The sequence below is a fragment of the Streptomyces sp. genome (genome assembly GCF_019510245.1).
Taxonomy (GTDB): domain Bacteria; phylum Actinomycetota; class Actinomycetes; order Streptomycetales; family Streptomycetaceae; genus Streptomyces.
In genome coordinates this window covers 100506-115886 of record NZ_JAEKKT010000127.1, presented here as the reverse complement: position 1 = coordinate 115886, position 15381 = coordinate 100506, and the positions used below count along the sequence as shown (strand labels likewise).

General features: G+C 69.4%; 16 protein-coding genes and 1 pseudogene. 8 read left to right on the top strand and 9 right to left on the bottom strand.

Translation table 11 applies throughout. From position 1 onward, the window contains the following. From JF597_RS15170 to JF597_RS15155, 4 genes are read right to left on the bottom strand one after another with little or no spacing between them, the layout of a single operon-like run. Complete coding sequence (locus JF597_RS15170) at positions 1–861, bottom strand: 2Fe-2S iron-sulfur cluster-binding protein (RefSeq protein ID WP_293994379.1); 861 nt, start codon at positions 859–861, stop codon at positions 1–3. After that, positions 858–2675, bottom strand: a complete 1818-nt coding sequence (locus JF597_RS15165; RefSeq protein ID WP_293994376.1) for an NADH-ubiquinone oxidoreductase-F iron-sulfur binding region domain-containing protein — start codon at positions 2673–2675, stop codon at positions 858–860. Before JF597_RS15165 ends, JF597_RS15170 begins: the two co-directional genes overlap by 4 nt. Positions 2676–2679: 4 nt before the next feature. Then, entirely contained in the window at positions 2680–4644 is a 1965-nt protein-coding gene (locus JF597_RS15160; protein ID WP_293994374.1) for a molybdopterin-dependent oxidoreductase, read from the bottom strand. Next, positions 4641–5612, bottom strand: a complete 972-nt coding sequence (locus JF597_RS15155; RefSeq protein ID WP_293994372.1) for a 2-dehydropantoate 2-reductase — start codon at positions 5610–5612, stop codon at positions 4641–4643. The genes JF597_RS15160 and JF597_RS15155 overlap by 4 nt, the downstream gene beginning before the upstream one ends. 212 nt (positions 5613–5824) lie before the next feature. Between JF597_RS15155 and JF597_RS15150 the strand changes: the two are divergent. From JF597_RS15150 to JF597_RS15135, 4 genes and pseudogenes are all read left to right on the top strand, one after another. Further along, a pseudogene (locus tag JF597_RS15150) lies at positions 5825–7147 on the top strand (OFA family MFS transporter); the annotation flags it as partial. Beyond that, positions 7122–7256: a hypothetical protein gene (locus JF597_RS15145; RefSeq protein ID WP_293994368.1), complete on the top strand. Its 135-nt coding sequence runs from the start codon at positions 7122–7124 to the stop codon at positions 7254–7256. The pseudogene JF597_RS15150 and the gene JF597_RS15145, both read left to right, overlap by 26 nt. A gap of 147 nt (positions 7257–7403) precedes the next feature. Then, positions 7404–8351, top strand: a complete 948-nt coding sequence (locus tag JF597_RS15140) for a beta-ketoacyl-ACP synthase III (protein WP_293994366.1) — start codon at positions 7404–7406, stop codon at positions 8349–8351. A gap of 129 nt (positions 8352–8480) precedes the next feature. Further along, entirely contained in the window at positions 8481–9158 is a 678-nt protein-coding gene (locus JF597_RS15135; RefSeq protein WP_293994364.1) for a GntR family transcriptional regulator, read from the top strand. A 42-nt stretch (positions 9159–9200) separates the two neighbouring features. On the opposite strand, the gene JF597_RS15130 is transcribed toward JF597_RS15135, so the two are convergent. Continuing rightward, positions 9201–10670: a VOC family protein gene (locus JF597_RS15130; protein WP_293994361.1), complete on the bottom strand. Its 1470-nt coding sequence runs from the start codon at positions 10668–10670 to the stop codon at positions 9201–9203. Positions 10671–11188: 518 nt separating this feature from the next. Between JF597_RS15130 and JF597_RS15125 the strand changes: the two genes are divergently transcribed. Together JF597_RS15125 and JF597_RS15120 are read left to right on the top strand one after the other, a co-directional pair. After that, complete coding sequence (locus JF597_RS15125) at positions 11189–11566, top strand: hypothetical protein (protein ID WP_293994359.1); 378 nt, start codon at positions 11189–11191, stop codon at positions 11564–11566. Next, positions 11554–12141 (top strand): hypothetical protein, encoded by a 588-nt coding sequence (locus JF597_RS15120; RefSeq protein ID WP_293994357.1) that lies wholly within the window; start codon positions 11554–11556, stop codon positions 12139–12141. Before JF597_RS15125 ends, JF597_RS15120 begins: the two co-directional genes overlap by 13 nt. Positions 12142–12181: 40 nt before the next feature. Here the strand turns inward: JF597_RS15120 and JF597_RS15115 are convergent, their stop codons facing one another. The 4 genes from JF597_RS15115 to JF597_RS15100 all read right to left on the bottom strand — a co-directional run bounded on the left by JF597_RS15115 (position 12182) and on the right by JF597_RS15100 (position 13469). After that, the gene (locus tag JF597_RS15115; RefSeq protein WP_293994355.1) at positions 12182–12430 is read right to left on the bottom strand and encodes a hypothetical protein; all 249 of its coding nucleotides are present in this window, start codon (positions 12428–12430) and stop codon (positions 12182–12184) included. A gap of 411 nt (positions 12431–12841) precedes the next feature. After that, positions 12842–13027, bottom strand: coding sequence for a hypothetical protein (locus JF597_RS15110; RefSeq protein ID WP_293994353.1), 186 nt, complete (start codon positions 13025–13027; stop codon positions 12842–12844). Beyond that, complete coding sequence (locus tag JF597_RS15105) at positions 13024–13266, bottom strand: hypothetical protein (RefSeq protein WP_293994596.1); 243 nt, start codon at positions 13264–13266, stop codon at positions 13024–13026. Before JF597_RS15105 ends, JF597_RS15110 begins: the two co-directional genes overlap by 4 nt. Then, positions 13263–13469, bottom strand: coding sequence for a hypothetical protein (locus JF597_RS15100; protein ID WP_293994351.1), 207 nt, complete (start codon positions 13467–13469; stop codon positions 13263–13265). Before JF597_RS15100 ends, JF597_RS15105 begins: the two co-directional genes overlap by 4 nt. Positions 13470–13642: 173 nt before the next feature. Between JF597_RS15100 and JF597_RS15095 the strand changes: the two genes are divergently transcribed. Both JF597_RS15095 and JF597_RS15090 read left to right on the top strand, forming a co-directional pair. Continuing rightward, positions 13643–14398, top strand: coding sequence for a DUF6879 family protein (locus tag JF597_RS15095; RefSeq protein ID WP_293994349.1), 756 nt, complete (start codon positions 13643–13645; stop codon positions 14396–14398). Between the two features lie 16 nt (positions 14399–14414). Continuing rightward, the gene (locus tag JF597_RS15090; RefSeq protein WP_293994347.1) at positions 14415–15269 is read left to right on the top strand and encodes a helix-turn-helix transcriptional regulator; all 855 of its coding nucleotides are present in this window, start codon (positions 14415–14417) and stop codon (positions 15267–15269) included. Positions 15270–15381 lie beyond the last annotated feature (112 nt).

Sequence of the window (15381 nt, the reverse complement as noted above, 5' to 3'; positions counted from 1 at the left end):
TCAGCCCCGGTTCTGTACGTGCTGGTAGCCGAAACGGCCCTTGATGCAGAGGTTGCCGTGGGTCACCGGGTGGTCGTGCGGCGAGGTGACCTTCACTATCTCATTGTCCTGCACGTGGAGCGTGAGGTTGCAGCCCACACCGCAGTACGCGCACACGGTCGTCGTCTCCGTCTGCCGCGACTCGTCCCAGGTACCCGCGGCCCGCATGTCGAACTCCGACCTGAACGACAGAGCCCCGGTGGGACAGACCTCCACACAGTTCCCGCAGTAGACACAGGCCGAGTCGGTCAGCGGCGCGTCGTGCTCGACGGCGATCCGGGCGTCGAAGCCGCGGCCGGAGACGGAGATCGCGAAACTGTTCTGCCACTGGTCCCCGCAGGCGTCCACGCACTTGTAGCAGAGGATGCACTTGGAGTAGTCGCGCACGTACAGTTCGTTGTCGACCCTGGGCTCCTCGTTCAGGCGGGCCGCGTCGGGGCCGAAGCGGTCCGGTTTCGCCTCGTACTCCTTGATCCACTCGGCGGCGCGTGGGGTCGTCGACATGTCGACCGAGGAGGCCAGCAGTTCCAGTACGATCCTGCGGCTGTGCCGGACGCGTTCGCTGCCCGTCCGTACGACCATCCCCGGCTCGGCCTTGCGGGAGCAGGCGGGCACGAGGGTCCGGGCCCCTTCCACCTCCACCACGCACACCCGGCAGGCGTTCTTCGGGCGCAGCGTGTCGCCCTCGCACAGGGTCGGTACGTCCTTCCCGGCCGCGCGGCAGGCGTCCAGGATCGTCGAGCCCTCCGGGACCCGTGCCTGATCGCCGTCGATCGTGAACTCCAGCAGCCGGCGCGGGATCCCCAGCGGTGTCACGGTCATTCGTACGCCCCCAGACGGTCGATGGCGGATTCCACGGCGTTCCAGGCGGTCTGGCCGAGACCGCAGATCGAGGCGTCCCGCATCGCCCGGCCCACCTCGCGCAGCAGCACGACGTCCCCGGCCGCGTCGGCGCCGGTGCGCGCGACGATCCGGTGCAGCGCCTCCTCCTGCCGGACCGTCCCGACCCGGCAGGGCACGCACTGCCCGCAGGACTCGTCCCGGAAGAACCTGGCTATCCGGAGCAGGAGTTGCGGGAGCGGGACGGTGTCGTCGAAGGCCATGACCACACCCGAGCCGAGCGTGGTGCCGGCCTCCCTGGTGCCCTCGAAGGTGAGCGGGATGCCGAGTTCGTCCGGCCGTACGAAGCCGCCCGCGGCACCGCCGAGCAGGACCGCCCGCACGTTCTCGCGCACGCCCGCCAGTCGGAGGAGTTCGCCGAGCGTGGCGCCGAAGGGGAGTTCGTAGATTCCGGGGCGGGCCACGCTCCCCGACACGCAGAAGAGCTTCGGGCCGGTGGACCTCCCCGTGCCGATCGCCGCGTACGCCGGGGCGCCCATGGTCAGGATCGGCAGGACGTTGACCAGCGTCTCCACGTTGTTCTCGACCGTCGGCTTCCCGAACAGCCCCTTCTCCACCGGGAACGGCGGCTTCGAGCGCGGCTCGCCCCGGAACCCCTCGATGGAGTTGAACAGGGCCGTCTCCTCACCGCAGATGTACGCCCCGGCACCGCGCCGGATCTCGATGTCGAAGGCGAAGCCCTGCCCGAGGACGTCGTCGCCGAGGAAGCCCCGGGCGCGGGCCTGGTCGATCGCGTGCCGGAGACGGCGGGTCGCCCGCGGGTACTCGCCGCGGAGGTAGACGAAGCCCCGGTGCGCGCCGATCGCGTACGCCGCGATCGTCATCGCCTCCACCAGGGAGTACGGATCGCCCTCCATGATCACGCGGTCCTTGAAGGTGCCCGGCTCCGATTCGTCCGCGTTGCAGACCAGGTAGTGCGGGCGGTCCGGCTGGGACGCCGTGGCCTGCCACTTGCGGCCGGTGGGGAAGGCGGCACCGCCGCGCCCGACCAGGCCCGAGTCGGTGACCTCGCGGATGACCCCGGCGGGGCCGAGCGCGAAGGCGTGCCGCAGGGCGGTGTAGCCGCCGTTCGCCCGGTAGTCGTCGAGCGAGGCCGGGTCGACCACGCCCACCCGTCGCAGCAGGGTCAGACCTTCCCGTCCCGCCTGGGGTACGGCGCTCGCCGCCGGCGGCTCCTCCGGGGCCGAGTCGGGCGCGGTGGCCGCGAGGACGGCCGTGGCGACCGCCGCCGGGGCCGCCACCGCCGTACGCACCGGGTCCCCGGCCCTGATCGCGAGGGCCGCCGGGGCGCGCTCGCACAGGCCCAGACAGGGGCTGCGCTCGACGTGCACCCCGGGGCCGAGACCCTCCTCCACCCCGGCGCACAGGTCGGACGCCCCGGCCGCCATGCACGCCAGGTCCGTGCAGACGTGCAGGACGGTCGCCGGACGGGGCCCGACGGAGAACATCGCGTAGAAGGTGGCGACCCCGTAGGCCTCCGCCGGGGGGACCGTCAGGCGGCGGCACAGGTAGCCGAGGGCGCCCTCGCTGATCCAGCCGATCCGGTCGTTGATCGCGTGCAGCCCCGGCAGCAGCAGGTCGCGGCGGTCCCGGGCCTCCCGGCCGCCACGCGCCCACCGCAGATCGGCGTCGGAACGGTCGGCGCCCTCCCAGGAGGACTCCGGAGGGCCCAACAGGGCGTCGACGGCGGCCCGTTCGTCGTCCGTCGGTTTGCTGTCGCCGAAGTGCAGGTCCACTTGGTCACCTCACGATGGTCGCGACCGGGAGCTTCTCGATACGGATCGCCGACGCCTTGAACTCCGCCGTCCCCGCGATCGGGCAGTTCGCCTCGATCGTCAGCTGGTTGGTGTCCACCTCGTCGGGAAAGTGCATGGTCATGAAGGCCAGACCGGGCCGCAGCGCCGTGTCGATCCAGACCGGGGCCACCACCGCGCCCCGCCGCGAGGACACCCGGACCTCCTCGCCGACGGCCACCCCGTACCGCTCGGCGTCCTCCGGGCACAGCTCGATGTACTCGCCGCGCCGCAGCGGGGAGGCGTAACCGCCGCTCTGCACTCCGGTGTTGTAGGAGTCGAGCCGTCGCCCCGTGGTGAGCCGGATCGGGAAGTCCTCGTCGGTGAGGTCCACCGGCGGATCGTGCCGGACCAGCCCGAAGGGCGCCGGCATCCCGCGCCGGTCCGGGTCCGTCTCCCACAACCGGCCGTGCAGGTACGTCGGTTCGAGGCGCTCGGTGCTCGGGCACGGCCACTGGATGCCCTGGTACTCGGTGAGCCGGTCGTACGTCATCCCGTAGTGGTCCGGGGAGAGGGAGCGGAGCTCGTTCCAGACGGCCTCCGCGTCCCGGTACTTCCAGTCGTGGCCGAGCCGGGCCGCCAGCTCGCAGATGATGTCGATGTCCTCGCGGACCTCGCCGGGCGGGGTGACCGCACGGCGCACCCGCTGGACCCGGCGCTCACTGTTGGTCGTCGTGCCCTCGGTCTCCGCCCAGCCGGCGGTCGCGGGCAGCACCACGTCCGCCAGCTCCGCCGTCCTCGTGAGGAAGATGTCCTGGACCACGAGGAAGTCGAGGGCCTGGAGCCGCCGTACCGCCTGCTCGCTGTCGGCCTCGGACTGGGCGGGGTTCTCGCCGATGCAGTAGACGGCCCTGAGTGTGCCCTCCTCCATCGCCTCGAACATCTCGGTGAGGTTCAGCCCGTAGTGCGGCTGGATGACCGTGTCCCAGGCCGACTCGAACTTCAGCCGCGTCTCGGGGTCGAGGATGTCCTGGAAGCCGGGCAGCCGGTTGGGGATCGCGCCCATGTCGCCGCCGCCCTGCACGTTGTTCTGGCCGCGCAGCGGCTGCAACCCGGCACCCCACCGGCCGACCTGACCGGTGAGGAGGGAGAGGTTGATCAGGGCGCGGACGTTGTCGGTGCCGTTGTGGTGCTCGGTGATGCCGAGGGTCCAGCACAGCTGGGCGCGCTCTGCGCGGGCGTAGGCGTGCGCCAGCTCCCGTATCGCCCGCGCCGGTACGCCCGTCACCTTCTCGGCGAGGGACAGCGTCCACGGCTCGACCAGCGCCCTGTACTTCTCGAATCCGGTGGTGGCCCGCTCGACGAACGCCTCGTTGACCAGCCCCGCACGGATGATCTCCCGGCCGATCGCGTGCGCCATCGGGATGTCGGTGCCGACGTTCAGCCCGAGCCAGCTCTCCGCCCACTCGGCGGTGGAGGTGCGGCGCGGGTCGACGGCGTACATCCGGGCGCCGTTCCTGATCCCCTTCAGCACGTGCTGGAAGAAGATCGGGTGCGCGAAGCGGGCATTGGAGCCCCACATCACGATGACGTCGGTGTGCTCGATCTCCTCGTACGAGGAGGTGCCGCCGCCGGAGCCGAAGGCGGCGCTCAGGCCCGCCACGCTCGGGGCGTGACACGTCCGGTTGCAGGAGTCGACGTTGTGGGTGCCCATCACCACCCGGGCGAACTTCTGGGCCACGTAGTTCATCTCGTTGGTGGCACGGGCACAGGAGAACATCCCGAACGCGTCGCGGTTGCGCTCCAGGCCGCGGGCCGCGCGGTCCAGGGCCTCCTCCCAGCTCGCCCGCCGGAACGGCTCGTCGCGGGAGTCCCGGATCAGGGGGTGGGTGAGCCGGGTGTAGGTCTTCGGCTGCCGTTTCCCCGGGCGGTTCGTGCGGCTCGTGCGGTTCGTGCGGCTCGTGCGGCTCATGCGGCGCTCCTCAGTGCGAGCAGGTCCGAGATGGCGTGCACGGTGCGCAGGGTGGGCACCGCCACGCCGGTGATCTCCGCCAGCTCGACGACGGCCGCGAGCAGCACGTCGAGCTCCAGCGGCCTGCCGCGCTCCAGGTCCTGGAGCGTGGAGGTGCGGTGGTCGCCGACCTTCTCGGCGCCCGCCAGCCTGCGTTCGATGGAGACCCCGACCTCGCAGCCGAGCGCCTCGGCGACGTCCAGCGTCTCGCGCATCATGATCTCGATGACCCGCCGGGTGCCGCCGTGCAGGCACATCTGCCGCATGGTGGCACGGGCCAGCGCGCTGATCGGGTTGAAGGAGATGTTGCCCAGCAGCTTGAGCCAGATGTCGTTGCGCAGGTCCGGCTCCACGGGGCACTTCAGCCCGCCGGACTGCATGGCCTCGCTGAACCGCAGGCAGCGCGTGGAGACGCTGCGGTCGGGCTCGCCGACCGAGAACCTGGTGCCTTCCAAGTGCCGTACCAGGCCCGGGGCTTCGAGCTCGGTGGCCGCGTACACCACGCAGCCGAGGGCGCGTTCGGGGGCGAGGACGGCGCTGACCGTGCCGTCCGGGTCGACGCTCTCGACGCGGTGGCCGTCGTAGGGGCCGCCGTGCCGGTGGAAGTACCACCAGGGGATGCCGTTCTGGGCGGCGACCACCGCCGTCCGCTCGTGCAGCAGCGGCTCGATCAGCGGCCCGCACGCCGCGTACGAGTTGGCCTTCAGGCCCAGGAAGACGTAGTCGACCGGGCCGACCTCGGCCGGGTCGTCGGTGGCGTGGGCGTGCGCGGTGAAGTCGCCGCGCGGGCTGAGCACCCGGACTCCGTACTGCCTCATGGCCGCCAGATGGGGTCCACGGGCGATGAGGTGCACGTCGGCGCCCGCGCGGTGGAGCGCGGCACCGACGTAGGCGCCGATCGCACCGGCGCCGAGGACTGCGACTTTCACGGAACGCTCCGTTCGGTTTGAGGGATACCGCGGAGGCGGCCGACGGGCGGCCGAATCGTGTCGACGAAATATTGTCTACAGTATGGACTTGAGCGCGGCAAGAGTCCCGGCCATGACCGTTCAGCGCATTCTGGATACCGCTCATCGCATACGATCGACCCGTCGGGTTCTCAACCACCGTGCGGGGCCCTACCGTTCGGGATTCATGAGCAGCCCCCCCTGTAGCACCGCCGGGCTGGAGCCGCTGGCTCGTCCCGCCCGCCGCCCTCGCCGTCCATCTCTCCATCGGCCAGGCCTACGCCTGGAGCGTGTTCAAGCCGCCGCTCGAATCCGCGCTGAACCTGAGCGGCACCGAGAGTGCGCTGCCCTTCCAGCTCGCGATCGTGATGCTCGGCCTGTCGGCCGCGTTCGGCGGCACCCTCGTCGAGCGCAACGGACCGCGCTGGGCCATGACGGTGGCCCTGATCTGTTTCTCCTCCGGCTTCCTGATCTCCGCACTCGGCGCCGAGACCAAGCAGTACTGGCTGATCGTCCTCGGCTACGGCTTCGTCGGCGGCATCGGCCTCGGCATCGGCTACATCTCCCCGGTCTCCACGCTGATCAAGTGGTTCCCGGACCGGCCCGGCATGGCCACCGGCATCGCCATCATGGGTTTCGGCGGCGGCGCGCTGATCGCCTCGCCCTGGTCCGCACAGATGCTCTCGTCCTTCGGCAGTGACAACGATGGCATCGCCCTCGCCTTCCTGGTGCACGGGCTGTCGTACGCCGTCTTCATGACCCTCGGCGTGCTCCTGATCCGCGTCCCGCGCACCGAGAAGCCGGTCGTGGACGCGCCGAGCGCCTTCGGGGGCGTGCAGGTCTCCGCGAACAGCGCGATCCGCACCCCGCAGTTCTGGTGCCTGTGGGTCGTGCTGTGCATGAACGTGACCGCCGGCATCGGCATCCTGGAGAAGGCCGCGCCGATGATCACGGACTTCTTCGCCGACAGCTCCACGCCGGTGTCGGCGTCCGCGGCGGCCGGGTTCGTCGCCCTGCTGTCCGCCGCCAACATGGCGGGCCGGATCGGCTGGTCGTCCACCTCGGACCTGATCGGGCGCAAGAACATCTACCGCGTCTACCTGGGCGTGGGTGCCGTGATGTACCTGCTCATCGCCCTGTTCGGCAACTCCTCGAAGCCGCTGTTCGTCCTCTGCGCCCTGGTGATCCTCTCCTTCTACGGCGGCGGCTTCGCGACCGTGCCCGCCTACCTGAAGGACCTCTTCGGCACCTACCAGGTCGGCGCGATCCACGGCCGGCTGCTCACCGCCTGGTCCCTCGCCGGTGTGCTCGGCCCGCTCATCGTCAACTGGATCGCCGACCACCAGAAGGAGGCCGGCAAGCACGGCTCCGACCTCTACACCCTGTCCTTCGGCATCATGATCGGACTGCTCGTCGTCGGGTTCCTCGCCAACGAGCTGGTCCGCCCCGTCCACGCCCGCCACCACATCCCCGCCCCGAGGGAGGCCGTCGATGTCGAACGAGAGCAGCCGGCCTGAGCCGGACCGCCGCTGGCTGATCGCCGTCGCCTGGATTTGGGTGGGCGCGCCGTTCGCCTACGGCGTGTACGAACTCGTACAGAAAGCGACACAGCTGTTCAACGGCTGAGCCGGGAGATCGGCCGGGCGTCCGAGGGTCTGCAAGAAGCCGACAACTCGTGCGCCCGTTTCCTGTGGCCTCACATGCCGTCGTACCCGTGAGTCACTGAACAGACTGGTGGACCCAGACCGAGGCAACGAGGGGGCTCCACCACCCATGAACGGCTCGCGCATCGCCGCCGTCGGCCACTACCAGCCCGCCAGGGTACTCACCAACGAGGACCTGGCGGGCATGGTCGACACCAGTGACGAGTGGATCCGCAGCCGGGTGGGCATCAACACCCGGCACATCGCGGGCCCCGACGAACCCGTCGACGAGCTGGCCGCGCACGCCGCGGCCAAGGCCCTCGCCGCGGCCGGCCTCACCCCCGCGGACGTCGACCTGGTCCTGGTCGCCACCTCCACCGCGATCGACCGCTCCCCGAACATGGCCGCGCGCGTCGCCGCGCGGCTCGGCATCCCGCAGCCCGCCGCGATGGACGTCAACGTCGTGTGCGCCGGTTTCACTCACGCGCTCGCCACCGCCGACCACGCCGTCCGGGCCGGCGCGGCCACCCGGGCGCTCGTCATCGGCGCCGACAAGATGTCCGAGGTGACGGACTGGACCGACCGTACGACGTGCGTCCTGGTCGGCGACGGGGCGGGTGCGGCCGTGGTCGAGGCGTGCGGACCGGGCCAGGAGGCCGGGATCGGACCGGTCCTGTGGGGTTCCGTCCCCGAGATGAGCCATGCCGTACGGATCGAGGGCACCCCGCCCCGGTTCGCGCAGGAGGGGCAGAGCGTCTACCGCTGGGCCACCACCCAGCTGCCGCCCATCGCCCGGCGCGCCTGCGAGAAGGCCGGGATCGCCCCCGCCGACCTGGCGGCCGTCGTCCTGCACCAGGCCAACCTGCGGATCATCGAGCCGCTCGCGGCGAAGATCGGTGCGGTCAACGCGGTCGTCGCCCGTGATGTCACCGAATCGGGGAACACGTCGGCCGCGAGCATCCCGCTCGCCCTCTCCAAGCTGGTCGAACAAGGCCGGGTGTCGGGCGGCGACCCGGTCCTGCTCTTCGGCTTCGGCGGCAACCTGTCCTACGCGGGTCAGGTCGTGCGGTGTCCGTGAGAGCGCGTTCCGCGGTGTGGACGTGGTCGACTCCCCCTCCCACGGGCACCTGTGCGCCGTAGACTGTAGACGAAAGACAATCGATACTGAGTCTCCGCTCGTAACGGGTGTCTGCCGAAGGGGGACCCGATGTTGTCAGCCGGACTGCCGCAGGGCGCGGTGCCCAAGCTCGAACGCCCCGGACCGCTCCGCGACCGCGTGTACGAGGCGCTGCTGGAACTCATCACCACCCGTGCCCTCCAGCCCGGTCAGCACCTCGTCGAGAGCGAACTCGCCGGCCACCTCGGCGTCTCCCGGCAGCCGGTGCGCGAGGCGCTCCAGCGACTGAACACCGAGGGCTGGGTGGACCTGCGTCCCGCACAGGGCGCGTTCGTCCACGAGCCGACGGAGGCGGAGGCCGACCAACTCCTCACGGTGCGCACCCTGTTGGAGGCGGAAGCGGCGCGGCTGGCGGCGGCCGGCGCGGGCAGTGCGGGCGTGGCCGCCCTCGAATCCCTCTGCGCCGAGGGCGAGAAGGCCGTCGCCGCGGACGACGTGGACGCAGCCGTCGCCCTGAACGCCGCGTTCCACGCCAAGATCATGGACCTGGCCGGCAACACGGTCCTCGCCGAACTCGCCGCCCAGGTCGACCGCCGGGTCCGCTGGTACTACACGCCGGTGGCCCGGCAGCGCGGCCACCAGTCCTGGATCGAACACCGTGAACTGATCGCGGCGATCAGTTCACGGGACGAGCAGCTGGCGACGACTCTGATGCGCGAACACACGGAGCACACCCGGCGGTCGTACCACGAGCGGGCACAGGCCTGAGCCGGGTGACGGTGCGGAGCGCGTCTGCCCCGGCCGGGCGGTTCACGGCAGCGTGATGAGAGCGATGCTCTCCGCCGTCGCGACGGCCAGCCGGGTGCCGTCGGGGTGGAGGGCGGCGACGGGGGTGGGAACGCGCCGGTAGCCGAAGCAGGTCGGCTTGACGGGCACGGCGACCTCGGGCCACTCCGCGACGATCCGCCCGGTGGCCGGGTCGAGCAGCCGCGGGTGGCCCAGGAACGAGATCACCTGGTCGCCACGGGGCAGCAGCAGGACACCCGGGTCGACATCGGCGACGGGGCTGCGGTGGAGCCAGCGGCCCTCTGACACCGACCACACCCCGAGGTGGCGCGGGGGCAGCCCGGCGGCCTCCTCCTCGTCCCACTCCTCGGCCCCCGTCGCCAGGACCAGCCGGTCGGTGTCGAGCCAGCAGCCTGCCGTCACCTCGGCGCTCATGACCGCCGATATCGGCAACAGACCCTCGCCGTCCAGGGTGCCGGGGTCGCTGAGCGCGAGCGCGGTGTCGTAGACCAGGGCCATCCCGAAGGGCTGCCAGACCCAGCCGACCGAGAGCAGGTAGCGGCCGTCCGGGCTCAGGCTCAGCCTGGAGTGGAAGACGTCCTCCGGCTCACGCCCGCCGGCGGTCAGCCGCTCGCCGCTCGCCGCATCCTCGATCTGGAGGACGTTGTATTCGTCGGGGCAGTGCACGACGACCTCACGTCCGTCGCCCAACGCGCCCAGGGCGAGCGGGTAGTCGTAGTTCGGCGCGTGGTAGTAGCTGCGGTTCAGCTCCCGCACGGTCCGTTCGCCTCCGAGCAGCACCGCCTTGGTACCACGCTCCTGGTACACCGCGGAGTAACGCCCCGAGGCCGAGGCGGTCCCGGCGTCGAACGGAAAGCTCCACGCGAAGGGCGCCGTCCGCTCCACCCCGTCGGGGCCCCAGCGCCGCCCACCCCCGGTTGCGGAGACCAGTTCGTCACCGTCCCACGCCAGCGACCTTGGCGCCGACTTCACCGGTATCGACTCGACGGTCATGGATGCCCCCAAATGCGGAGCACCTCGGGCGGGCCTCCGACGGGAATCTACGGGACCCTGCTCGGTCCACGCGTACGAATTTCGCGCATCCCGCGCCTGCCCGTCGTCCCGGCACAGGCAGAAGGGATGACCGGTGGGATCGAACAGCACGCGCACGTTGTCCTGCGGCTGATCCGGCGCGAGTACCGCCCCCAGGCCGACGACCTCGGCCACCGTGGCGTCCAGGCCGGCCACCTGGAAGTCGAGGTGCATCATCGTGCGCTGCTCACCGTCGACCGGCGGCCAGGTGGGCGGCCGATATCCGGCGGCCTCCTGGAAGACGAGGTACACGGCCCCCTGGGGCGGGGCGACGACAGCAGTCCCCAGCTCCTCGTGCGCGATCGGCCACTCCAGCAGCCCCGCGTAGAAGCGGGCCAGGAGCGCGGGGTCCGGTGCCTCGATGGCGGTTCCCCACCACATGGCGGTTGTTCGGGATCGCATGGTCGACGCTGCCGCGGCGCTGCGCATCCCGCGTTGAACAGACCGACGAGCCGCTGGTCATTGGCCTGCCCGGTCCTATTGCGGGGGGTACCGCTTCTTCCTCGATCCCCTTCACGATCAGCCTGGCCGCCTGGCCGCCTGACCCCCTGTGAGCCCCGGAGGACCCTCCCCGGGGTTCACGCGTGCCTAGCCGCCCCGAGGGGCCCAGGCGCTCTCAGGCTCTCCTGGGGTCCGTCGGAGCCCGGAGCAGCCCGAAAAGCCGGGGCCGACTGTCAGTCGCCGTCAGTACGATGTTCGTCACCTTCGTGGCACTTGTGATCGGATGACCGTTGACCAATTTGCTTGCCCCACTCAACCCCCACCAGTCCAGACTGCTCGCCACGATGGTGGAACCCTTTACTCGGACGAGGGAGTGGCCAGTGTGGCACTACGTCCGGGAGAAGCTCAGTCGCGATGGTCTGGACGCCGACGAGCTGATCCGGTCCCTACCTCGGGTGGGACCCCCGCCAGGTATGGGGGTGTCCTATGGTCTGGCCTGGTACCCCAGCGTCGGCCATATCCAGGACGAAGAGAAGCCGACGCTGACTGTCGCAGCTGCGCTTCATCTTCCAGTTCTCCTACCCGCGATGGCGGACCCGTTTCTCGCTGTCCTTCGGAAACTGGTCGAGTTCCACCGCGGGGTGCGTCTGGAGCCAGACAAGGTCGTACGGGCCACCTACACGGCCAAGAGGATCAGGCAGGAGCTGCCTGGGGTCAGTGGCAATTTCATGGTTCGTTTGCCCGAGATCCTGAACCATGAGCCCCCCACGTGGGGCGGCTCGAAGTGGAACGAGGATGGCGAGTGGATTCGAGAACTGAGCCGTGACATCTACCGTTACGCCGGTTGCACGATGTGAAGTCGTATGTAGGCCTGCTGAATACGCTAATGTTGCAACCGGCGAGGACTGATGTCGAGCCGCTGCAGGTTCCCAGCCGTATCTTTTCTCAACCACGTATTGTTCGCCCGCTGCCCACCTCGGTCACGGGTAACTCTGCCCCAGAGGCTCAGCCCGTCTCTGATCCGCAACCCCCAACGCCGGTCTACGTCAAGGATGCGTTGATCAAGGAGTTGGAGGACAAGAACGCCAGCTCCCAGTGGGACGTGACCAAGCTGGTCCAGCTCGCGCGTGAGCTAAACAGCAACTTCGCGCTCGACAACCCGTACGCCTGCCACGCGCTGATCCGGGCGATCCTCGACCACACGGCGCCCGCGTTCGGTCAGAAGACCTTCGAGCAGGTCGCCAGTAATCCGCCGCAGGAGTGGACGAAGACCGACAAGGACTACCTGCGATTGTTGAAGGATTTCAAGGCGCAGGGTCACGACGCCCTGCACCGTCACATCCGGAAGTCGGCAGACCTGATCGACATGCACGACGTCCCGTCAAAGACGTGGCTGAACGCGTTCCTGCGCCTTGTGATCGACGCCCTGTGACGAGGTCTCCCGCCCGTTGAGGCGGGAGGCCCCGCACGGGCTATGCGGCAGCGGGCGGCTCCTGATCATCCGCCGGGGGGACGGTCACCGGGGGCGGCTGCTCCTCGGTCTCGTCCGGCTGTGGGACCTGGTCGTTCTTCTTGGTCAGCTGTTCCCATGCCTCCCGCGCCCGACGTGCGGACTCGAAGAGGTCGGGGAGCTGATCGAGCACGCCCTTCAGGACGTAGATCAGCACGGTGACCACGCCAGCGATGGCGAGAATGATGATGGTGATGGCGGTGCCGTCCACCGATCCTTACCTTCCCTGTCATGGGTCGGATCGGGTGCGCAGGCAGCCTCGATCCGAACCCTTCGGTTCGGACCGAGACACCTGTGCTGACGCACGAAAGCGCAAATGTTCTCGGGTGACTGACGAAGCCGTCAGCCCTTGTGGCAGTTAACGGGTGTGCCTACGTCTTCTCGCTGAGACTTGGCGTGCATCGGGTCTCCCCTAAAGAGACCCCGCAAGTCTACGAGTGCGTGGGCAGAGGAACCGGCGTTGCGCCGGGTTTCCTCGATGGGGATCAGTAGGCCATTGCGACCCCTGAACACTTCGAGCATAGCGCATACCGGCGTGATCTTGGTCAAGACGCAACTAAGCCCCACCCCGGTCGAGTTGGGGTGAGGCTCAGCGGCTGGTCAGGGCGTTGGTGAGGGGGCGTCACCTGCCGGGCGTGTAGCGGTGGTGTGAGCAGGTGCAGCGGGGTATCAGGAGGATGCCCCGGCCGTGGGGGAGAGGGACGTCCCTGGTCTGGCGGCAGTCCTGGTGCAGCTTCGCGTAACCGGGCTGATGGGCGAGGGCGCATTCCGCGGACATGGTCGAGGTGTCGTCGGTCGGTGCAGTCACCGGAAGTACCCGCCACTGCTGAACGAGTTCATGGCGCGGGTCCGTTCGGCCACGGCGCGCAGCCGCTCTTCGTCCGTGGCGCGCCGGACGTGAGCGGGGTCGGCGTCCCACTCACGCCCTCCGGCCACCGGCCGCAGCTGGACGTACGGACCCTCGTGGCCCATGACATAGCCGAGCTGGTCTCTGGCCGTGTCGATGACCAGGGTGCCGGCTGGCGGTTCGACCTCCTCGGCGGTCACTCGCGAATCCCCGAACGGAGTGCCCTGGCCAGGCGGACGGCAACGTCCGCGCGCACCCGCCCCAGCTCAACCAGCTGCAACCCGGGTGAGGCCGGGTCGAGCCTCAGTGAGGGGAACACGATCCCCACGCGGTCCAGGGCGGCTCTCACTTCCTCGACCGCCGCTTGAGTGTAGGTGACGTCCTGCACTTTCTTCTGTGCCATGAACCCGAAGCTAGGAACCGGCCACCGCTGATCGCTACGCAAGTTGCGCGAAGTTGCTTGACGACTCCCTCGGGTTGCGGAAGGTTGCTGATAACGGCCGACGGAACCCGGTCGGGAAGCCGCCGGACTCAGGGAGGCTTGGTAACTCAGTCCCCTGACGAAAGGAACTGATCATGGCGCGTCGACTGCGCTTCAATGGCACGGGCAGCGGCGTCAACGGGTGCCCCGCCGTGCATGAAGATCTCGACTCGGGTGAGGTCATCGTGCACGGCCCGGCTCTCACCGACCCCGACGACATCGACCAGCTCCGGCACCTGAACGAGGGCGAGGTGCCCATCGTCGTACCGCGTGAACTGCTCGTTGACTTCGGCCCGAAGGAGGTCACCCGGGTGCCGGACATCATCGGCCTGGACGAGTTCGACCGGCTCTTCACCCAGTTCAAGCACACGGCCTGGCGGCTGGAGACGCGGCGCCGGTACGCCTCCGACGAGACCACCGGCACCTATGCGCAGTTCACCCGTGGTGAACCTGTGAACTGGGACGGAGTCGACGCCGCATGGTGCGCCGAACGCCGGGAACAGACGGCGCTGGGCAAGCGGTTCGAACGCGTCCGCGTCATCGACAGCCCGCCAACGGCCGGTCAGCTCTACCTGCTCGACAACGCCCGCCGTAACAGCGCCGTCGGTGAGCGGATCTTCAACCTGTGGCGACAGGACGCCGACCGGCTCGCCCTGCCCGCCGAGGACTTCTGGCTGTTCGACTCGCGGCTGGTTGCCCGCCTGAACTTTGACGCCGCCGACAACCTGCTGAACGTCGAGCTGATCACCGAGCCCGCAGCGGTCCTGCGGTATGTCCAGGCACGGGACGCGGCCATGCACCTCGCCGTCCCGTACGACCAGTTCGCGGCGCAGCTGACCGCGAAGGAGTAAGGCAGGTTGTTGACCGGTGAGCACGGACTACCAGCAGGCTCGTGAGGCCCTGGGCATGCGGTTGCGCGAACTCAGGTTCTCCAGCCCCGGGTGCCGGCTCACCGGTGAGCAGCTCGCTGGGAGGTACGGCTGGAACAAGTCGAAGGTCAGCAGGCTGGAGAACGGCAGACAGACTCCCACGGCCGACGACCTCAGGAAGTGGGCCGAGGCGTGCGGCCAGCCCGGTGCGTATGGCGAGCTGCTGGCCAGGCTCCGAGGGTTCGAGTCACACATCCGTTCGTGGCGGCGGCAGCTGGCTTCCGGGCACAAGCCGGTCCAGGACACCCACCTGGGCGCGCACGCCGACGCGTCGGTGTTCCGGGGTTGGGAGTCCTCCATGATCTTCGGCATTCTGCAGACACCGGACTACGCCCGGTCAATCTTCACCCGGTACGCGGAGCTACAGCGGTCGCCGCGCGACACCGAGGAGGCCGTGCGCTCCCGCATGAAGCGGCAGGAAGCCCTGTACGACTCGTCGAAGCGGTTTCACCTCATCCTGTGGGAGTCCGCCCTCCATGCTCTGATCTGTCCGCCGTCGGTCTTGGCCGCCCAACTGGATCGCCTCTCAGGGGCTGTCGGCCTGGACACCGTCGAGCTGGGCATCGTCCCTCTGTCCGCGTCGCTGAAGATCCCTCCGGCCACCGCCTTCTGGATGTACGACGACCGCCAGGTAATCGTGGAGAACTGGCACGCCGAACTCTGGATCGATGACGAAGTCAGCGTCGACACCTACCTGCGCACTTGGCGCACCCTGCGCGAGTCCGCCGTCTACGGCTCTGATGCCCACAACCTCATCAGTTCGGCCAGACGCGCCCTCAACCCTCGGAGCTGACACGGACCACCAGCCGTTGTCGCCAGGCAGAAGGTCAGAATCCCGGGCCTCGCTGGTGGGTCAGGTTCCGCTGATCCAGTCTGTGCGTTGGTCCGCCGCCCTCCGGACCGGC

Bases quoted from the DNA above. Each gene is read 5' to 3' on its own strand.
- JF597_RS15170 (WP_293994379.1), bottom strand. From the start codon at position 861: ATGACCGTGACACCGCTGGGGATCCCGCGCCGGCTGCTGGAGTTCACG.
- JF597_RS15160 (WP_293994374.1), bottom strand. From the start codon at position 4,644: ATGAGCCGCACGAGCCGCACGAACCGCACGAGCCGCACGAACCGCCCG.
- JF597_RS15145 (WP_293994368.1), top strand. From the start codon at position 7,122: ATGTCGAACGAGAGCAGCCGGCCTGAGCCGGACCGCCGCTGGCTGATC.
- JF597_RS15140 (WP_293994366.1), top strand. From the start codon at position 7,404: ATGAACGGCTCGCGCATCGCCGCCGTCGGCCACTACCAGCCCGCCAGG.
- JF597_RS15135 (WP_293994364.1), top strand. From the start codon at position 8,481: ATGTTGTCAGCCGGACTGCCGCAGGGCGCGGTGCCCAAGCTCGAACGC.
- JF597_RS15130 (WP_293994361.1), bottom strand. From the start codon at position 10,670: ATGCGATCCCGAACAACCGCCATGTGGTGGGGAACCGCCATCGAGGCA.
- JF597_RS15100 (WP_293994351.1), bottom strand. From the start codon at position 13,469: ATGGCACAGAAGAAAGTGCAGGACGTCACCTACACTCAAGCGGCGGTC.
- JF597_RS15095 (WP_293994349.1), top strand. From the start codon at position 13,643: ATGGCGCGTCGACTGCGCTTCAATGGCACGGGCAGCGGCGTCAACGGG.